17 protein-coding genes and 1 pseudogene are annotated in these 18,289 nt (G+C 74.6%); 9 read left to right on the top strand and 9 right to left on the bottom strand.

Annotated elements, in window-relative coordinates; translation table 11 throughout:
- Nucleotides 1-117 (top strand): annotated as a pseudogene (locus tag AB2L27_RS17990) (IS5/IS1182 family transposase); the annotation flags it as partial.
- On the opposite strand, the gene AB2L27_RS17995 reads toward AB2L27_RS17990, so the two are convergent.
- Nucleotides 111-449 carry a hypothetical protein gene (locus AB2L27_RS17995; protein ID WP_370442870.1) on the bottom strand — a complete coding sequence of 113 codons (339 nt, stop codon included), beginning with the start codon at nucleotides 447-449 and terminating at the stop codon, nucleotides 111-113. The pseudogene AB2L27_RS17990 and the gene AB2L27_RS17995 overlap by 7 nt on opposite strands.
- 8 nt (nucleotides 450-457) lie before the next feature.
- Here AB2L27_RS17995 and AB2L27_RS18000 point away from each other — a divergent pair, with 8 nt between their 5' ends.
- Nucleotides 458-601 carry a hypothetical protein gene (locus AB2L27_RS18000; protein ID WP_370442871.1) on the top strand — a complete coding sequence of 48 codons (144 nt, stop codon included), beginning with the start codon at nucleotides 458-460 and terminating at the stop codon, nucleotides 599-601.
- Nucleotides 602-735: 134 nt separating this feature from the next.
- Here AB2L27_RS18000 and clpB read toward each other — a convergent pair whose 3' ends face one another.
- Entirely contained in the window at nucleotides 736-3,369 is a 2,634-nt protein-coding gene (gene clpB / locus AB2L27_RS18005; protein WP_370442872.1) for an ATP-dependent chaperone ClpB, read from the bottom strand.
- 110 nt (nucleotides 3,370-3,479) lie between these two features.
- On the opposite strand from clpB, the gene AB2L27_RS18010 reads away from it, so the two are divergent.
- From AB2L27_RS18010 to AB2L27_RS18025, 4 genes are all read left to right on the top strand, one after another.
- Nucleotides 3,480-5,132, top strand: coding sequence for an FAD-binding oxidoreductase (locus AB2L27_RS18010; RefSeq protein ID WP_370442873.1), 1,653 nt, complete (start codon nucleotides 3,480-3,482; stop codon nucleotides 5,130-5,132).
- Nucleotides 5,133-5,170: 38 nt separating this feature from the next.
- A complete protein-coding gene (locus AB2L27_RS18015; RefSeq protein WP_370442874.1) occupies nucleotides 5,171-6,109 on the top strand; it encodes an MBL fold metallo-hydrolase in 939 nt (312 codons plus the stop codon).
- Nucleotides 6,110-6,353: 244 nt separating this feature from the next.
- Complete coding sequence (locus AB2L27_RS18020) at nucleotides 6,354-7,967, top strand: histidine kinase N-terminal 7TM domain-containing diguanylate cyclase (protein WP_370442875.1); 1,614 nt, start codon at nucleotides 6,354-6,356, stop codon at nucleotides 7,965-7,967.
- Between the two features lie 172 nt (nucleotides 7,968-8,139).
- Nucleotides 8,140-8,904, top strand: coding sequence for an SDR family NAD(P)-dependent oxidoreductase (locus AB2L27_RS18025; RefSeq protein ID WP_370442876.1), 765 nt, complete (start codon nucleotides 8,140-8,142; stop codon nucleotides 8,902-8,904).
- Between the two features lie 69 nt (nucleotides 8,905-8,973).
- On the opposite strand, the gene AB2L27_RS18030 is transcribed toward AB2L27_RS18025, so the two are convergent.
- From AB2L27_RS18030 to AB2L27_RS18045, 4 genes are all read right to left on the bottom strand, one after another.
- The gene (locus tag AB2L27_RS18030) at nucleotides 8,974-9,522 is read right to left on the bottom strand and encodes a hypothetical protein (RefSeq protein WP_370442877.1); all 549 of its coding nucleotides are present in this window, start codon (nucleotides 9,520-9,522) and stop codon (nucleotides 8,974-8,976) included.
- Nucleotides 9,523-9,819: 297 nt separating this feature from the next.
- Entirely contained in the window at nucleotides 9,820-11,145 is a 1,326-nt protein-coding gene (locus AB2L27_RS18035; protein WP_370442878.1) for an MFS transporter, read from the bottom strand.
- Complete coding sequence (locus tag AB2L27_RS18040) at nucleotides 11,142-12,227, bottom strand: zinc-binding dehydrogenase (protein ID WP_370442879.1); 1,086 nt, start codon at nucleotides 12,225-12,227, stop codon at nucleotides 11,142-11,144. Before AB2L27_RS18040 ends, AB2L27_RS18035 begins: the two co-directional genes overlap by 4 nt.
- A gap of 97 nt (nucleotides 12,228-12,324) precedes the next feature.
- The gene (locus AB2L27_RS18045; RefSeq protein ID WP_370442880.1) at nucleotides 12,325-12,735 is read right to left on the bottom strand and encodes a hypothetical protein; all 411 of its coding nucleotides are present in this window, start codon (nucleotides 12,733-12,735) and stop codon (nucleotides 12,325-12,327) included.
- Between the two features lie 73 nt (nucleotides 12,736-12,808).
- Between AB2L27_RS18045 and AB2L27_RS18050 the strand changes: the two genes are divergently transcribed.
- Nucleotides 12,809-13,747, top strand: a complete 939-nt coding sequence (locus tag AB2L27_RS18050; RefSeq protein ID WP_370442881.1) for a sugar-binding transcriptional regulator — start codon at nucleotides 12,809-12,811, stop codon at nucleotides 13,745-13,747.
- 4 nt (nucleotides 13,748-13,751) lie between these two features.
- Here AB2L27_RS18050 and AB2L27_RS18055 read toward each other — a convergent pair whose 3' ends face one another.
- From AB2L27_RS18055 to AB2L27_RS18065, 3 genes are all read right to left on the bottom strand, one after another.
- Nucleotides 13,752-14,402 (bottom strand): GntR family transcriptional regulator, encoded by a 651-nt coding sequence (locus AB2L27_RS18055; RefSeq protein ID WP_370442882.1) that lies wholly within the window; start codon nucleotides 14,400-14,402, stop codon nucleotides 13,752-13,754.
- A 100-nt stretch (nucleotides 14,403-14,502) separates the two neighbouring features.
- Nucleotides 14,503-16,023, bottom strand: a complete 1,521-nt coding sequence (locus AB2L27_RS18060; protein ID WP_370442883.1) for an FGGY-family carbohydrate kinase — start codon at nucleotides 16,021-16,023, stop codon at nucleotides 14,503-14,505.
- 68 nt (nucleotides 16,024-16,091) lie between these two features.
- A complete protein-coding gene (locus AB2L27_RS18065) occupies nucleotides 16,092-16,592 on the bottom strand; it encodes a ribose-5-phosphate isomerase (RefSeq protein WP_370442884.1) in 501 nt (166 codons plus the stop codon).
- A gap of 182 nt (nucleotides 16,593-16,774) precedes the next feature.
- Between AB2L27_RS18065 and AB2L27_RS18070 the strand changes: the two genes are divergently transcribed.
- Nucleotides 16,775-16,951 carry a CsbD family protein gene (locus AB2L27_RS18070; RefSeq protein ID WP_370442885.1) on the top strand — a complete coding sequence of 59 codons (177 nt, stop codon included), beginning with the start codon at nucleotides 16,775-16,777 and terminating at the stop codon, nucleotides 16,949-16,951.
- Between the two features lie 95 nt (nucleotides 16,952-17,046).
- Nucleotides 17,047-18,213: a PP2C family protein-serine/threonine phosphatase gene (locus tag AB2L27_RS18075; protein ID WP_370442914.1), complete on the top strand. Its 1,167-nt coding sequence runs from the start codon at nucleotides 17,047-17,049 to the stop codon at nucleotides 18,211-18,213.
- The last annotated feature ends 76 nt before the right edge of the window (nucleotides 18,214-18,289 follow it).

Here is an 18,289-nt window from a genome sequence, read left to right on the forward strand (position 1 = left end):
ATCGCCCACCTCAAGACCCGCTGGCGGGCTCTACGCCACGTCAGCCTGTGCCCCTGGCGCATCAGCGCGATCGTCGCCACCGCCTTGGTCCTGAGCCGAATGGAGAACCGCTACTGACAAAGGCTCAGAGTCTTCACGCAATGAACCCCGCAGAAGTGCACGAACTGTACCAGCGCATCGCCCGCGCCCTCCTGAAGGAGGTGCCACCGGACTGGGTCAAGATCGAGGTCGTCTACTGGCAGGCCGCCCGCACCGGTGGAGGCAAACTGTGGGTGTTCCGAACCGATGGAACCCGGCAGTGGCTCCGCCACGTCGGCCGCGACTTCGACAAGACGGTTCGCGAGTTGCGCAGTGCTCTCTACCGAGAAGGCCGTGGTGCCTGGTACACCGCCACCTGCCTCCTCACCCGCGACGACGGCCGCATCCAGTTCGACTTCGACTACGACCACGAACCCCAGTGGAGCACCCCGGTCTCCCCCTCAGCTACGTCGAAGACCTGGAGATGTTCCCCCGCGACCCAGAACACATCCCCGACTGGCTGCACGAGAAGTTCACCGCCGCCGGTCGCCTGCCCCACTACCTCACCCACCCCGCGCTGTGAAGCCCCACCCGTGAGGGCAGCCACCCGGTGAGAACCGACGACGTCCACGAGCTGCCCGGACGAACGGGGAGGACGCGACGAGATCCCCGGTGACGACCGCCACCGGGGATCTCGTCCCGTCCGTGCTCTTCCCGTCAGATCGAGACGGCGTTCTCCGCCCGCCGCACCACGAGCCCAGCCGAACCCGACGCCGGGTCGTCGAGGTCGAAGCTGCCGCGCGCGACGTCCACCTCGACGGTGTCGCCGTCACGGACCTCCCCGGACAGGATCGCCCGCGCGAGGCGGTCGCCGATCTCGCGCTGCACGAGCCGGCGCAGCGGCCGGGCCCCGTAGGCGGGGTCGTACCCGGAGATCGCCAGCCAGTCCTTCGCCGCGTCGCTCACGTCGAGGACGAGGCGGCGGTCGGCGAGGCGGTCGGCCATCTTCTGCACCTGGATCTCCACGATCCGCGACAGCTCCTGCGTCGACAGCGGGTCGAACACCACGACGTCGTCGAGCCGGTTGAGGAACTCCGGCTTGAAGTTCGCCCGGACCGCGCTCATGACGGCGTCGTGCTTGGTGGCCTGCGACAGCTCGGGGTCGACGAGGAACTGCGACCCGAGGTTGGAGGTGAGCACGAGGATGACGTTGCGGAAGTCCACCGTGCGACCCTGGCCGTCGGTGAGGCGACCGTCGTCGAGGACCTGCAGGAGGATGTCGAACACCTCCGGGTGGGCCTTCTCCACCTCGTCCAGCAGGACGACCGAGTACGGCCGGCGTCGGACGGCCTCGGTGAGCTGGCCGCCCTCCTCGTACCCGACGTACCCCGGAGGGGCGCCGACGAGGCGCGCGACGGCGTGCTTCTCGGAGTACTCGCTCATGTCGATGCGGACCATGGCGCGTTCGTCGTCGAAGAGGAAGTCGGCCAGGGCCTTGGCCAGTTCCGTCTTCCCGACCCCGGTGGGACCGAGGAACAGGAACGACCCGGTCGGGCGGTCGGGGTCGTTGACCCCGGCCCGCGAGCGCCGGACGGCGTCGGAGACCGCCTGCACGGCAGCGGTCTGACCGATGAGCCGGGCACCGAGGAAATCCTCCATGCGCAGCAGCTTCTCGGTCTCGCCCTCCAGCAGCCGGCCGGCGGGGATGCCCGTCCAGCCGGCGATGACCTCGGCGATGTCGTCGGGACCGACCTCGTCGGCGACCATCGGTGCGCTCGCCGCGACGTCCTGCTCGGCGGCCTGGGCGTGGGCGAGTTCGGCTTCCAGGGCGGGGATCTTGCCGTAGAGGATCTCGCTGGCGGCGCCGAGGTCGCCCTCGCGCTGGAGGCGTTCGGCCTGCGAGCGCAGTTCGTCGACCTGGTGCTTGAGGTCACCGACGCGGTTGAGGCCGGCCTTCTCCTGCTCCCAGCGGGCGGTGAGGGCGGTGAGCTGCTCCTGCTTGTCGGCGAGGTTCTGGCGCAGGGCCACCAGGCGTTCGCGGCTGGCGGCGTCGTCCTCCTTGCCGAGGGCGAGTTCCTCCATCCGCATCCGGTCCACGGCGCGGCGCAGTTCGTCGATCTCGACGGGCGAGGAGTCGATCTCCATGCGCAGCCGGGAGGCGGCCTCGTCGACGAGGTCGATGGCCTTGTCCGGGAGCTGCCGGCCGGGGATGTACCGGTCGGACAGGGAGGCGGCGGCGACGAGGGCGGCGTCGGAGATGGCGACCTTGTGGTGGGCCTCGTACCGCTCGCGCAGCCCGCGCAGGATGCCGATGGTGTCGGGGACGGAGGGTTCGCCGACGAAGACCTGCTGGAACCGGCGTTCGAGGGCGGGGTCCTTCTCGATGCGTTCGCGGTACTCGTCGAGGGTGGTCGCCCCGACGAGGCGGAGCTGACCGCGGGCCAGCATGGGCTTGAGCATGTTCCCGGCGTCCATGGCACCCTCGCCGGCGCCCGCGCCGACGACGGTGTGCAGCTCGTCGATGAAGGTGACGACCTGGCCCTCGGACCCCTGGATCTCGGCCAGGACGGCCTTGAGGCGTTCCTCGAACTCCCCGCGGTACTTCGCGCCGGCGACCATGGAGGCGATGTCGAGGGAGATGAGCCGCTTGCCGCGCAGCGATTCGGGGACGTCGCCGGCGACGATGCGCTGGGCCAGCCCCTCCACGACGGCGGTCTTGCCGACGCCGGCCTCCCCGATGAGGACGGGGTTGTTCTTGGTGCGGCGGGACAGCACCTGCACGACGCGGCGGATCTCGGCGTCGCGGCCGATGACCGGGTCGAGGCGGCCCTGGCGGGCCTGCTCGGTGAGGTCGACGCCGTACTTCTCCAGCGACTTGTAGGTGCCCTCGGGGTCCGGTGAGGTGACCTTCGCGCCGCCGCGCACGGACGGCAGGGCGTCGAGCAGGGCGTCGCGGGTGGCGCCGACGGCCCGCAGCGCCTCCCCGGCGGCGGACGTGGAGGCGGCCGCGCCGAGCAGCAGGTGCTCGGTGGAGACGTAGGCGTCGTCCAGCGCGCGGGCCTCGTCGCCGGCGGCCTGCATGAGCGCCAGGGCGGGGCGGGACAGCTGCGGCTGGCTGACGTTGGTGCCCGAGGCGCTGGGCAGCGAAGCGAGGGCGCCGTCGACGCGGCGCACGACGAGGGGCTGCTCGGCCCCGACGGCGGCGAGCAGGTGCCCGGCGACACCGTTCTCCTGCCCCAGCAGCGCGGCGAGGACGTGCAGCGGTTCGACCTGGGCGTGACCGGCGGAGGTGGCGCGACCGACGGCGTCGGCCAGCGCCTCCTGGGCGCGGGTGGTGAGCTTGAGGTCCACGGACTACCTCCAGACAGGGTGGACTGACGACACTGGTGACAACTCTGCCAGACTTGAGCTTGTTCCGCTCAACTCTGGTGAGTTGATCACCCGGGGAGCACAGTGGGCGGGTGGACGCACCGCACCAGACCGCTCGCCCGACCCGCCGGGCGCTCCTCGCCGGCGGCCTCGCGCTCGCCACCGCGGGGTGCACCTCCGGCGCCCCCGCGTCCCCGCCGAGCCCCACCGCACCGAGCCCCACCGCACCGAGCCCCACCGCACCGAGCCCCACCGCACCGAGCCCCACCGCACCGAGCCCCACCGCACCGAGCCCCACCGCACCGAGCCCCACCGCACCGAGCCCCACCACCTCCCCCACGGCCCCGGCGTGGAGTTCGCTGCGCGTCTCCGGCGGGGTCAGCCTGCGCAGGGGGAACGGCTACGACGACGGGTTCGACGCGTCGAGGCTGCTCTACAACCCGCGCTTCTCCCCCGCCCCGCAGGCGGTCGCGCACTGCCGGGACGCCGACGACGTCGCCGCCTGCGTCCGCTTCGCCGCCGACCAGGGGGCCGGGCTGCGGCTGCGCAACGGCGGGCACTCCTACGGCGGCTGGTCCGCCGGCGAGGGCCTGGTCGCCGACCTGTCCCCGATGGCCGCCGTCGAGGTGGACGCCGGCGCCCGCACGGCGCGCACCGGCGCCGGGGCCCGGCTCATCGACGTCTACTCCGCGGTCGGGTCGGCCGGGTTCGCCGTCGGCTCGGGATCCTGCCCGACCGTGGGCATCAGCGGTCTGACCCTCGGCGGCGGGGTCGGGGTGCTCGCGCGGTCCTTCGGCCTGACCTGCGACCAGGTCGTCGCGGTCGACGTCGTCACCGCCGACGGCCGGGCCCGCACGGTCGGGGCCGACAGCGACGACGCGGCCGACGTCGACCTGTTCTGGGCGTTGCGCGGCGGCGGGGCCGGGATCGCGGCCGTGACGTCGTGGACGGTCGCGCTGCGCCCGGCGCCGCCGGTGGCGGTGTTCTACGCCCGCTGGCCCCTGGCGGCGGGCGCGGACGTCCTGGGGGCCTGGCAGCGCTGGCAGGCGGACGCGCCGCGCGAGCTGTGGTCGACGTGCAAGCTGCTGCGCAACCCCGCCGACGGCGACCGGGTCCAGGTCTCCGGGACGTGGACGGGCAGCGGCGAGCCGGACCTGTCGGGTCTGCTGGCCGACCTGCCGGCCCCGGCGGCGCGCTCGGCACGGCGCCTGCCCTACGCCGCGGCCATGGCCTACGAGGCGGGCTGCTCCGGGCTCGACGCGGACGCCTGCACGGATCGGGCCCTCGACGCCGAGCACCGGCAGCCGTTCGCCGCGACCAGCTCGATGCTCCCGCAGACGCTCCCGCAGGCCGGCCTGGACGCGGCGCAGGCCGCGGTGCAGCAGATCACGCTGCCCACCGGGGCGGTGGAGGCCGGGACGTCGTTCGACGCCCTCGGCGGGGCGGTGGCCGACGTCGCCCCCGACGCGACGGCGTTCCCGTGGCGGACGGCCCTGGCCACCGTGCAGCACACGGCCACCTGGACGGGCGAGGGGGACGCGGCCGCGTTCGACGCCGTCGTCGCCGGGACCCGGGAGGCACTGCGGCCGTGGACGGGCGGGGCGGCGTACGTGAACTACGCCGACCCCGGCCTGCCGGACCGGGCGCAGGCCTGCTGGGGTCCGAACCGCGCGCGGTTGGAACAGGTCGCCGCGGCGGTCGACCCCGAGGGGTTGTTCGCCTCCCCCGGCGGCGTCCGGGCCTGACCCGCGCGCGGGGGGGAGGCGGCGGGGAGACTGGTCCCGTGACCCTGGGCAGCGGACCGCGCGAACTCGTCGTCCTCGGCACCGCCGGCGCCGTCCCCACCCGCGAACGCAACCACAACGGCTACCTCCTGCGCTGGGACGGCACCTCGGTGCTGTTCGACCCGGGCGAGGGGATCCAGCGGCAGATGCTGCACGCGGGCGTCTCCTCCCCGCGCATCGAGCGGATCTGCGTCACCCACCGGCACAACGACCACTGCCTCGGGGTGCCGGGGGTGCTGAACCGGATGGCGCAGGACCGGCCCGGGCGCGAGCTGACGATCCACGGACCGCAGGACGCGGTCGAGCACCTGCACGGCCTCGCGGTCGTCGCGCAGGCGAACGTGCGGGTGAGGGTCCAGGGCCACCCCGCGCTCCAGGAGGAGGTCCCCGTCGCCGACGTCGCCGGGTCCGCCCTCACCGCCCGGGCCCTGGACCACCGCGTCCCCGCCCTGGGCTACCGCCTCACCGAACCCGGGCACGTGACGTTCTCGCGCGAGGCGCTGGCCGCGGCCGGGATCACCGGACCCGACGTCGGCCGGTTGCAGCGCGAGGGCGAGCTGCGCGGGGTCCGGCTCGAGGACGTCAGCACCCGCCGCCGGGGGCAGGTGTTCGCGTTCGTCATGGACACCCGGCTGTGCCCGGCGGTCGGCGAGGTCGTCGCCGGCGCCGACCTGGCCGTCCTGGAGTGCACCTTCGCCGAGCGCGACGTCGACCTGGCCCGCGCGCGGGGTCACCTCACCGCCGCCCAGGCCGGGGACGTGGCCGCCCGCGCGGGGGTGCGCACCCTCGTCCTGACCCACGTCTCGGCGCGCTACCGCGGTGAGGAACTGGGCCGGGAGGCCCGCGCCGCGGTCGCCGCCGCGGGTGGGAGGACCACCGTCCACGTCGCGCAGGACCTCGACGTCGTCGCCGTGCCACCCCGGCGGGGCCGGGGGTAGCGTCGCGCCATGAGCCGTCCCCCGTTCGACCCCGAGGACCCGCCCGTGCCCGAGCTGGAGGTGGACGAGGACGTGCCGCCGCGCCCGGAGGAGGACGCCGCGGACGACGCCCACCGCGGCTGAGCGCGGCCCGCCACCGCGGCACCCGTGCGGGGGACGCCGCGTCAAGGCCGGACGGCCCGGCACCGATGGACCGGGGTGGGGGCGGAGGTCCCCCGCAACGGGCCGAGGAGGTGCAGGAGGGGTGGTCGACCCGGCCGTGGCCGTGCTGTGCGCGGCCTTCGTCGTCGCCGCCGTCCTCAACCTGATCACCGCCGTCGTCGCCCGGCGCCACCGCGCGGCGACGCCGGCGGCCGGGGCGCTGGCCTGGGCCGCGGCCAGCCTGACGTTCTGGTCGGCGGTCGGGGCCCCGCTGAACCTGCCGGTGCCGCGGGCCGTGCACGACGTCCTGGTCCACGCCTCCTTCGTCGGCATCCTGGGAGCCGTCGTCGGTCTGCACCTGCTGGCGCGCTTCGCCTCCGACCCGCACTTCCGCCCCCGCCGCCGGCACACCGCGTTCCTCGTCGGCGTCCCGGCCGCGATCCTGCTCGCCGTCGCCACGGACCCGTGGCACCACCTCGTCTTCAGCCGGATCAGCCCGCTGGACCGCTCGCCGTGGTTCCGCGTCGAGTTCGGCCCGGTGTTCTGGGTCCACACGGCCTGGTGCTACCTCGTGCTGGGCCTGGCCTTCCGCCGGCTGGCCGTCGGCTGGTGGCGCGGGTCGGCCCTGCTGCGGCGGCAACTGGGGACGCTGCTGCTGGCCGGGCTGGTCCCCCTCGGCGGGAACGTCGCCGTGCTGGCCGGGACCGACGCGCTCGCCGGCCGCGACCTCACACCCCTGTTCTTCACGGTCACCGCGCTGCTGTCGGCCTGGGCCCTGCTGAGCACCAGGTTGCTGCAGGTCGTGCCCGTGGCCCGCGAACGGGTCCTGGAGACGGTCCAGGACGTCATCGTGGTCGTGGACGCAGGCGGGGTGGTCGTCGACGTCAACGCCGCGGCCCGCCGGTACCTGCACCTGCGCCGGCCGGACCTGCCCGCCGACCCGGTCGGCCGGCCCGCGCACCAGTTCCTGACCCCGCGCGCCCTGGGCGACCTGCCGGCGGACGGGCTGAGCTACTCCGTCGGCTACGCCCACGGGCTGCACCTGGACATCCGCGTCAGCGCCCTGCGCGACCGCCGCGGCCGGGTCCTGGGCCGGGTGGTGGTGGGCCGGGACGTCACCGAGCTCGTCCAGGCCCGCGAGCGCCTGGAGGAGCAGGTCGCCGTCGCCGAGGAGCTGCGCGCGCGGCTGGCCGAGGAGGCCGTGCGCGACCCGCTGACGGGCCTGCACAACCGGCGGCACTTCGACCCCGCGGCCGCCGCGCTCGTGGCCGGTGCGCACCGGGCGCCGGTGGGTCTGCTGGTCCTGGACGTCGACCACTTCAAGGCCGTCAACGACACCCACGGGCACGCCACCGGGGACCGCGTCCTCGTGGAGGTCGCGGCACTGCTGGCCGGGTCGGCGCGCCCCGGGGACCTGGTGGCCCGCACCGGTGGGGAGGAGTTCGTGCTGGTCCTGGCCGGGACCGACGAGGAGGCCCTGGCCCAGCGCGCCGAGCAGGTGCGGGCCGGTTGCGCGCGGCTGCGGGTGCCCGTGCAGGGCCGGGCCGGGGACCCGCCGGTGCGCCTCACGGTGTCCCTGGGCACCGCCGTCGCCCCGCGCGACGGCACCGACGCCGCCGGCCTGCTGGCCGCCGCCGACCGGGCGTTGTACGCCGCGAAGGCGGCCGGGCGGGACCGGGTGGTCGCGGCGGAGGGGGCCGGCTCGCCCGGGCGGTGAGCGCGCTCGACGTCCACCGCCTCGTGGGCCTCGGCGCCCTTCCGGACACCGGGAGCCGTGCGGCACACTTGCCCAGCACATCCGTGCAACGACCCGGCGACAGGGCCGGTGACGCGCGGCGGACCCCGGTCCCGGCGTCGGTCCCGGTCGTGCACCGACACCTGGAGGACCAGTGACACCCCCGTTCGACCTCACCGGCCGGCGCACCCTCGTGACCGGCGCGACGCAGGGCCTGGGCACCGACGTGACCCGCACCCTGGCCGCCGCCGGGTGCGACCTCGTGCTCAGCGCGCGCAGCCGCGACGCGCTCGAGGCGCTGGCCCAGGACGTGGTGCGCGAGCACGGCGTGCGGGTCGAGGTGGTCCCGGCCGACCTCGGCGACGCCGGCGACACCGAAGCTCTCGCCGCCTCGGCCCTGGCCGCCTTCGACGGGCTCGACGTGCTCGTCAACAACGCGGGGATCTCCGTGCCCCAGCGCGTGGTGGACGTCGACGCGGCGACGTGGGACCGCGTCATGGCGGTGAACCTGCGGGCCCCGGCCCTGCTGGGGTCCCGGATCGGGCGGGCGATGGCGGGAGCCGGGCGCGGCAGCATCGTCAACGTGTCCTCGGTGGCGGGGTCCCTGGCGCTGGCCGAGCACTTCTCCTACTCCAGCAGCAAAGCGGGCCTGCTGATGGCCACGAGGGTGCTCGCCCTGGAACTGGGGCCCAGCGGGGTCCGGGCGAACTCCGTGAGCCCCACGGTCGTCATGACCGAGATGGGCCAGCGCGTGTGGGGCGAGGAGGCGAAGGCCGCCCCGATGATCTCCCGGATCCCGCTGGGCCACTTCGCCCAGCCGTCCGACGTGAGCAGCGCCGTCGTGTTCCTCGCCTCCGACGCCTCGGCGATGGTCAACGGCGTCGACCTCAAGGTCGACGGGGGTTTCTCGGTCGCCTGACGCGCGCGAGCACCGGCCGCCCGGGGGTTCCGGGCGGCCGGTGCTGCTCTCACGGCCGGCGGTGATGCCTCAGCGGGTCGTGGTGCCCGAGCGCTCGCCGGTGCGCAGGTCGACGTCGCGACGGTCGTCGCCCTCGACCTCCTTGGCCAGCAGCCCCGACCCGACGGCCCACAGAGCCGCACCCAGGATCCCGACGTACACGCCGACGGCGGCGCCGAGGTCGTCACCGCGTTCCAGGCCCCCCATGGGGTTCAGGGCGAAGGCGACGCACTGGACCGTCGCGGCCAGGGCGACCGCCATGGACACGAGCGTCAGCCCGCGGTGCTGCCCGCGGCTGGCCCGGGAACCGGCGTAGGCCATGGCCAGCAGCAGCCCGATGCCGAGGTAGGCGACGAACGGGACGAGGGAGTCGGTCTCGTAGCCGGTGCGGGAGAACTCGGTGTCCCCCAGGTGCACCCAGTCCATGAACGGGGCGACGTTGAAGACGACGATCCCGACGGCGGCCAGGGCCAGACCGGCCTTGCCGGCGGTCCGGGCCGGGCGGTCCTCGCGCAGGTCGGCGGGTCCGGGACGGGGGGTGGGTTCGTTCGGTCGGGAGTTCGACATGGGGTTCCTCACGGGGTCTCGTGGACGGGGTCGCGGCGCGCGCGTGCCGTCCGGCCCGGCGGCCGGGACCTCGAGGGATCCCGGGCGGCCCGGCGGACGGTGGCGGGTTCTCCACCGGCTGCGCGGTCTGCGGTGCGTGCCCGCCGGGTTGCAGGCTCGGTGAGGACGCGCCGTTCGGCGCGTTCGTCTCAGCGGTTCCAGGACACCACGGCGTGGCGACCGCCGCGCGCCGGACGCGCAGGACCCCCGTGACCGGTGGTCACGGGGGTCCTGGACAGCCGGGGCCCGGAGAGCCGGGGTGGCCCGGTGTCAGTGCACCTCCTCCAGGCGCCCGTGGGCGCGGTGCGTCTGCGGGACGTGCAGGAACGAGACCAGCACGAAGGCGACCGCGTACAGGGCGACGAACGTCCACACCACGGTGACGTCGCTGCCGCCGAGGCCCAGGACGACCGACACCACGGCCGAACCGAGGAAGGTCGCGCCACCGGCGGCCGTCGTGTACATGGCCATCGCGGCGCCCTGGTGGTCCGGGGCGAGCGCGGGCATGATCGCGCCCATCGGGACGAACCCGGCCAGCAGCATCCCGAACAGGCACCCGGCCAGGACGGACAGCACGTACCCCCAGTCGCTGCCGGCGGGCACGAGCTGCGGGACGTACCACCACAGGAGCAGACCGCAGGCGGACCCGACGATGCCGAACCACTTCACGGTGCGCTGCCAGCCGATCCGGTCCCCGATCGCCCCGAAGAGCGCGTTGACCAGGATGTTCGTCGCGTACACGCAGACGGTCATGACGAGCCAGCGGGACTGCCCCCAGCCGCGCTCGGTGGCGATGACGGCCGGCAGGACGATGAACATCCCGAACTCCGGGGCCGTGTTGATGAGGCGCACGAGGAACCCCGCCGCGATCTTCGGCCGGGTGAACGTCAGGCGGAGCCCGGAGGTCAGCACCTGCCCCGCGCTCTCCCCGGCGGGGGCGATCCGGCGGGTCCCGCGCTCGTCGCGGACGCCGAACCGGGCGATGAGGAACCCGACGACGACGAGGGCGATCGAGGCGGTCATCGCCCCCGTCTCCCCCTGCGTCCCGCCGCCGAACAGCGGGATGGCACCGACGGCGAACAGCGAGCCGAGGGTGGGCAGCCCACCGGTGAAGGCGACGTAGAACCAGCCGACGGCCGCACCGTTGCGCTCGGGGGGCGTCGTGATGTTCACCCAGACCAGGAAGGCGAAGGCGAACAGGGGGAAGCCGAAACCGCGGACGGCGTAGGCGGCGGCGGCCAGCGGGAAGCTGCCGGCCTGCAGCGCGAGCAGGAACAGGACCTCGAAGACCACCCACACCCCGAAACCGGCGGTCATGACGCGCCGGGGGCCGAACAGGTCCGACAGCGCCCCGGACAGGTAGCTGCCGACGAGGACGCACAGGCTGTAGTAGGTGATGATCGTGGCGACGGCCGCCTCCGGCCGTCCCAGGACCTCGACCAGGTGCGGGGTCAGGAAGTTCGACTCGACCCCGTTGCCGGTCATGAAGACGAGCACCCCGAGGAAACCCCACCGCAGGACGGGCGGGATGCCCAGCCGTTGCAGCCGGGTCTCCTCCCCCCGTCCCGCGGTCAGGGGGGTGGAGCCGGACCTCACGCGGTCCGCCCGGGGATCAGCGACACCTTCACCGAGTTCGCCGAGTCGGCCACCAGGTCCAGACCCTCCTGGAACTTCTCCAGCGGCAGCTGGTGCGAGCAGATCTCCTCCAGCGGCAGGCGGCCGGACTCGATGAGCTTCAGCGCCGCCGGCCACGTGTCCTGGCCCAGGTGCGCCCCCAGGACGTTCAGCTCCTTGTCGTCGGAGATGATCGACCAGTCCACCGTCACCGGGTCCTTGAACACCGAGTACTCCACGAACGTCCCCAGCTTGCGCAGCAGGTTCAGCCCCTGCGCCACCGCCGAGGGGTGCCCGGTGCCCTCGATGTACACGTCGGCGCCGTACCCGCCGGTCAGCTTCTTCACCTCCTCGACCACGTCGACCTCGGTGATGTTCAGCGTGACGTCGGCGCCGCACTTCCTCGCCAGTTCCAGCTTCTGCGGCAGCGCGTCCAGCGCGATGATCCGCTGCGGGAACTTCGCCGCGGCGCCGGCGATCATGCCCAGCCCGATCGGCCCGCACCCGGCGACCACGACGGTGTCGTCGAACCGGATCCCGGCCCGCTCCACCGCGTGCAGCGCGCACGACAGCGGCTCGGCGTAGGCCACCTGCCACGGCGGCAGGTGCGAGGGCGCCTTGTGCACCAGCGCCTCCTTCGGCAGCACCAGGTACTCCGCCATCGCTCCCGGCGTCCGGCGCTTGAAACCGAACATGTCGTGCGGCTGGCACATGTGGTAGTCCCCGCGCGCGCAGTACCGGCACTCCCAGCACGGCACGATCTGCTCGGCCACGACGCGGTCACCGACCTGCACGCCCCACCGCGCGGCGGCCTCCTCGTCGATCGCCTCGATCCGGCCGGTGAACTCGTGGCCGGGCACGGTGTCCGTCTCCGCCCACGCCGGGCGGCTCTCGTCCCCCCAGAACTTCGCGGCCCCGTGGTAGCACTTCAGGTCGCTCGCGCAGATGCCCACCGCCTCGACCTTCAGCAACGCCTCACCGGGCCCCGCCTGGGGGACCGGGATCCGCTCGAGCCGGTAGTCCTGGGGGCCGTGCACCACGACCGCCTGCATCGTGTCCGTCATCGTCTGCTCCCTCGCAGTTCGGCCCGGCGCCGCCGGGTCCCGTCCTCGGTCGGCCCCGACGGTACGGCGGCCCTGCACAGATGTCCAGCACACCTGTTCAGGTCGCGGGGAACAGCTCCCGCACGGCCTCCCACTGCTCCGGGCGCAGGTACGAGGGGTTGCTGCCGGCGGGCATCCGCACCACCTCGGCGGCGGCGAAGCGCGGGTCGGCCACGAGCGCGGCCCGCGCGACGACGGCCGCGAGCGCCGTCAGCTCGACGTCGACGACGGGGCCGCCCGCCTCCTGCCCGACCTCCGAGGCGATGCGCCCGAGGGCCGCCACCCCCGGGTCCAGCCGCCCGCTGACCCACAGCACGCACGGCTGCCCGGCGGACAGGAGCCCCAGGCGGTAGCTGCGGCGCAGGCACCGGCGCAGGACGACCGGTCCGGCCCCGGGCCCGGCGGGCAGCTCCGCCGGCCGGCCGGAGGCCTTGAGCAACCAGCACGCCACGTCCCCGCTCCTGAGCACGTCCCCATCCTCGCCCGGGCGCCCCGCGCGGGCGCGGGGACGAAGTACGGTGATCCGACCCAGGAGGTGCCAGGTGGCCACAGGAGACGGCCGGTTCCCGCTCGCCCTCGCCCACACGGCGGCGACGTTGTACTACCTGCAGGACGCGACGCAGGCGGAGATCGCCGAACGGCTCGGCACGTCCCGGGCGACCGTCAGCCGGCTGCTGCAGCAGGCCCGCGACCGCGGCCTGGTCCGCATCGAGGTGCTGCCCCTGCCGCAGGAGGACCCCGAGGACCTGGCCGGGCGGCTGCGCGAGGCCCTGGGTCTGCGGACCGTCCGGCTCACCGCCCCCACCGGCAGCGCCCACCTGGCCGAGGCCGTCTCCCCCGTGCTGGCGCAGGCCCTCACCGACGTCGGGCTGAGCGAGGGCGACGTGCTGCTCGTGTCCTCCGGGCGCACCGTGTACGACATCGCCCAGCGGGAACTGCCGACGCTGCCGCGGGTCGTGGTCGCCCCCATGCTCGGCGGGCAGGACGAACCCGAACCCTGGTACCAGACCAACGAGATCGCCCGGCGCGTCGCCGTCGGCGTCGGCGGCACCCCGCGGTTCCTGTACGCCCCGGCCTTCCCCGCCCGCGCGCTGCGGCGCAGCCTCGTCGCCGACCCGGCGTTCAAGCGGTTCACGAACCTGTGGAAGACCGCCCGCTGCGCGGTCATGGGGGTGGGCGCTCCCCCGCTGCAGCGGTCCTCGATCCCGGGGTTCGTGCCCACCGGGGAGGCCCCGCTGCGCGAGTCGGTGGGCGACGTCGTCTCGCGCTTCTACGACGCCGAGGGCCGCGAGATCGACTACGCCGGTTCCGACCGGCTCATCGCCATCCCGCTGGAGGTGCTGCGCCGCGTGCCGGACCGCATCGCCGTGGCCCACGGCACGCTCAAGGTGCCCAGCGTCCTGGCCGGGGCGAAGGGCGGGTTCTTCAACCACCTCGTCACCGACCCGGCGACGGCCGGCGCCCTCCTCGCGGCCGGCTGAGCCCTCAACCCCGCTCCCGGCCCCGGTGGGCCTGCAGGACACGGGCTTCGGCCTCGTCCAGGTACGCGCGCAGCTCCTGGGCGGCGACCACCCCGCCGTGCTCGCGCAGGGTGTCCAGCAGAGCGTGGTTGCGCCGCAGGTAGTCGGCGTGGAACTCCCCGGGGCGTTCGACGAGGTGGAAGGCCAGCCGCACCTCGTGCCAGACGCTCTGCAGGAGCGCCGCCACCCGGACGCTGCCCAGGGCCACGAGGGCGCGGTGGAAGTCGACGTCGGCCGTGCCGACACCGGCCCAGTCCCCGGCGGCGGCGAGGCGGTCGGCCCGTTCCAGGGTGGCCGCCACGGCGTCCAGCCCGTCCCGGCGCCGGCCGTGGTCGCGCACCGCGGCGCACTCGACGAGGCGGCGGGCGTCGTAGAGGTCGCGCACGTCCTGGGCGGTGGGGACCGGCACGAACACCCCGCGGTTCAGCTCGTGCACGACGAGCCGTTCGTCGGCCAGCATCCGGAAGGCCTCGCGCAACGTGTTGCGGGAGACGCCGAAGGCGGTGCACAGGTCCGGTTCGGACAACCGCGACCCGACCGGGTGGGTGCCGTCCAGGACGGCGTCGCGCAGGAGGCCGGCCACGCGCCCGGCCCGCCCCGACCGGTCACCCTGCACGCGCGGGACGCTACCAGCGCCCGCGCCGCCACCGGCGTGCACGACGACGAGAGCGGGACGGGACGGAGGCGGGACGGGCGCGGGAGGGCCGGGCCGCGGATCAGGTGCGGGTGCGGCGTTCGAGGGCGGAGAGCTGGTGCTGCCACCGCGCGGTCGCCTCGTGCAGGTCACGGTAGGCCGGGTACAGCTCCGCGTACACCTGCGCCGCCGCCGGATCGGGGTCGGTGGTCGACTCCACGCGGTTCCAGGTGGCGTCGACGTCGACGGCCCCGAGGGCGACCCCGGCGAACTTCGCGTCCCCCAGGGACGCCCCGATGCGCTCGGCGGGCAGTTCCTGCCGCAACCCCGTGACGTCGCTGACGATCTGCGGCCACAACGCCGACCCCGTGCCCCCGCCCACCGCGACGACGCGGTCGATGCCGACGCCGGCCGAGCGCATCTCCTCCAGGTTGTGCCGCACGCCGTAGGCCGTCGCCTCCAGCAGGGCCCGGTCGACCTCCCCGCGCGTGGTCCGCAACGTCAACCCCAGGAGGGCCCCGCGGGCGTCGGCGTCGGCGAAGGGGGTGCGTTCCCCGGCGAAGTACGGCAGGGCGAGCAGCCCGTTGGACCCCGGGGGCGCCGCCGCCGCCTCGGCCACGAGGTCCCCCACGTCGGGTGAGCCGACCGTCTCGCGCCACCACTCCACCGTGCTGCCGGAGCTGGCCATCCCCGCCGCCAGCGTGCTCTGGCCCGGGCGCACCCCGGTCGTCCCCCACAGCGAGGGGTGGACCCGGGGCCCGTCGGTCACGGCGATGAAGAAGGTCGTCGAGCCGTACATGACCATGAGGTCACCGGGCCGGCCCACGTCCACGCTCTCCGCCTCGGCCCACGCGTCGCACGTGCCGGCCGCGACGGGCGTCCCGGCGGGGATCCCGGTCTCGGCCGCCGCCCCGGCGGTGACGGTGCCCACCCGCTCGGAGGGCCACACCAGGCGGGGCATGGGCAGTCCCGGTGCGACCTGGGCGCACCGGTCCTCGATCCACTCCTCCGCGTGGCGGTCGTACAGGGGCGTCGTCTGGCTGGCCGAGTGCCGGTCCAGCACGTACTCGCCGGTGAGCCGGAAGGCGAGGTAGGAGTTCGACATGAAGAAGTGCCGGGCCCGGGCGAACACGTCCGGCTCGTGCCGGCGCAGCCACGCCAGCTTGCCGCCGGCCGCCTGCGTCGACATGCGGGACCCGCAGCGCCGCAACAGGTCCTCGGTGCCGTAGCGTTCCTCCAGCTCGACGGCCTCGGGCAGGGAACGGGTGTCCACGCCGTACAGCACGGCCGGGCGCAGCGGGCGCCCGTGCTCGTCGGCCAGCAGGACGGTCGGGCCGATCCCGCTGGTCCCGACCGCGACCACCCGCCCGTGGGCGACGTCCCCGGGGTCGGCCGCGCGGTCGGTCAGCTCGCGCGCGATCCGGCGGAAGTCACCCCACCAGACGGCGTCGGCGTCGTGCTCGACGTACCCCGGGCGCGGGCTGTCGGTGCGGTGGCGCCACGACGCGCGGGCCAGCACCCGGCCCTCCAGCGTCGTCAGCACGCCCTTGCTGCTGCCGGTCCCGACGTCCACGCCGAGCAGCAGCTCCCGAACCCCACCCACGTCCGCCTCCTCGCGCCGTCCGAGAGGCGCATCCTGCCACCGCGCGAGTTCGCGCGGTCAGCAGGTGGTCAGCAGGAGGACGCGGAGGTCTCGCCGTCGGTGGCGGCCGTCTCGTACCCGGTGATCGCATCGACCTTGGCCGCCGAAGCGCTGGAGGTGTCGAACACGTACCCCAGGAACTCCTTCGCCAGCCGCCGCGCCAGCTCCTTGCCGATGACCCGCTCACCCAACGTCAGCACCTGGCCGTCGTTGGACAGCACCAGCCGCTCCACCGAGAACGAGTCGTGCGCCACCGAGGCCCGGATGCCGGGCACCTTGTTCGCCGCGATCGCCACACCCATCCCGGTCCCGCACACCAGGATGGCACGGTCGGCCTCCCCGGCGGCGACCTTGCGGGCCGCGGCCACCGCCACGTGCGGGTAGGCGGTCTTGTCCGTGTCGGCGTTCACACCGACGTCGATGACCTCCGTCACGCGGGGGTCCTTCTCCAGGTCGGCCTTGATCGCGTCCTTGTACGAGAGGCCGGCCTCGTCGGCCGCCACCACGACGCGCCACTGCGGATCGGTCATCGGGTTCCTCCTGCGGATCGGGGCCGGCGGTCCACGCGGACCGCGCTCAGCCCTCGGGTGCAACACCCGTGGCCACCCGGTGTTCCCGGCCCCGGTCCCCCGGCGCCTCCGGGTGCGGCGACGGCGGGACGTTCCTAAGGTGGTCGTGCAGATCGAGAACCCGTCGTTCAAGAGGAGCGAGAATGTCCTTCGTCGACAAGGCCAAGAACACCGTCCAGCAGGCTGTCGGCAAGGCCGAGGAGGCCGTCGGCAAGCGCACGGACGACCAGGAGCAGATCGCCCAGGGTCAGAAGGACCAGCACATGGGTGCGGCGCGTCAGGAGACCGAGAAGACCAAGGACGCGCTCGACGAGAAGTGAGAACGCCGCAGTCCCCCGCCCGTGAGGGCGGGGGGCCGGCCCTCGCACCCGGGGCCGGACCCGCCAGGTCGCTGGACCACCTGCTGGCCTCCGCCGTGCGAGCCGCCGAGCAGGCGGTGTGCGTGGCCGACGTGAGCCTGCCGGACGAACCCGTGGTCTGGGTGAACGAGGCGTTCACCCGCACGACGGGTTTCTCCGCCGCCGACACCGTGGGCCGGAACTGCCGGTTCCTGCAGGACGGCCTGAGCGACCTCGGGTACGACACGCGGGCACCCGCGGCACGGATCCGCTCGATCATCCAGAGCCGTTCCGCCGGAACGGTCCTCATCCCCAACCGACGCCGCGACGGGTCGGTCTTCGCCAACGAGCTCGCGCTGTCGCCCCTCGCCGGTGAGGACGGTGTCGTTCGCCACTACGTCGCCGTGCAGCGTGACGTCACCGCGCGCGTGCAGGCCCAGGACGCCCGTGACGCGGTGCGGGCCGAAGCGGCCGAACTGTCCGACCACCTGCAGCGCCAGCTCGTCCCGCACCGGTTGCCGGACGTGCCCGGGTGGCAGCTCGCTGTCCGGTACCACCCCGCCACCCGCGAGGACGGCAGCCGCGGTGAGGTGAGCGGGGACTTCTACGACCTGCGCGTCCTGCCCACGGGGCGGGCCGTGGCCGTCATCGGCGACGTGTCGGGTCGTGGACCGCAGGCGGCGGCCGCGACGGCGGCCCTGCGCTGGGCCGTGCGCGGGGTCCTCGGCGTCGTCCCGGGCCCGGCCGAGGCGCTGCGGCAGGTGGCCGGGGCCGTGCACGACACCCTCGACGACCGGTTCGCCACCGTCGCCGCCGTGCAGCTCCCGGTGTCGGACGGGACCGGTGGGCCGGCGGCCGGGCTGTCGCTGTGCCTGGCCGGTCACCCCCGGCCGGTGCTGGTCCCGGCGGACGGCCCGAGCCGCTTCGTGGGCACCCCCGGCATGCTCCTGGGCCCCTTCCTCGACCCCGACCTGCACGAGGTCCCCCTCGACCTGCGGCCCGGTGACCACCTCGTCCTGTACACCGACGGCGTCACCGAGGCCGCCTCCCCCACCCGCGAGCTGTTCGGCGACGAACGGCTCCTGGCCGCGCTGGACGCGCTGCCCCGCACCGGTTCCGGCGCCGACGCCGGCCCCGGCGTCGATGCCGTCGCCGACACCGTCCTGGCCGCGGTGGCCGACCACGTCGGGGACGGGCCCACCGACGACCTGACCCTCGTGGTGCTGGCGCGCTCACCGCGGTGAGCGCGCCGGCGGTGGGGAGACCGGTTGAATGGCCTCCCCGAGACGGCTCCAGCACCGGGCCGCCCACCAGCGCACC

Origin of the sequence: Kineococcus halophytocola (assembly GCF_041276425.1) — a bacterium.
GTDB classification, from domain to species: Bacteria; Actinomycetota; Actinomycetes; order Actinomycetales; family Kineococcaceae; genus Kineococcus; species Kineococcus halophytocola.

Bases quoted from the DNA above. Each gene is read 5' to 3' on its own strand.
- AB2L27_RS18065 (WP_370442884.1), bottom strand. From the start codon at position 16,592: ATGACCGATCCGCAGTGGCGCGTCGTGGTGGCGGCCGACGAGGCCGGC.
- AB2L27_RS18070 (WP_370442885.1), top strand. From the start codon at position 16,775: ATGTCCTTCGTCGACAAGGCCAAGAACACCGTCCAGCAGGCTGTCGGC.
- AB2L27_RS18040 (WP_370442879.1), bottom strand. From the start codon at position 12,227: ATGACGGACACGATGCAGGCGGTCGTGGTGCACGGCCCCCAGGACTAC.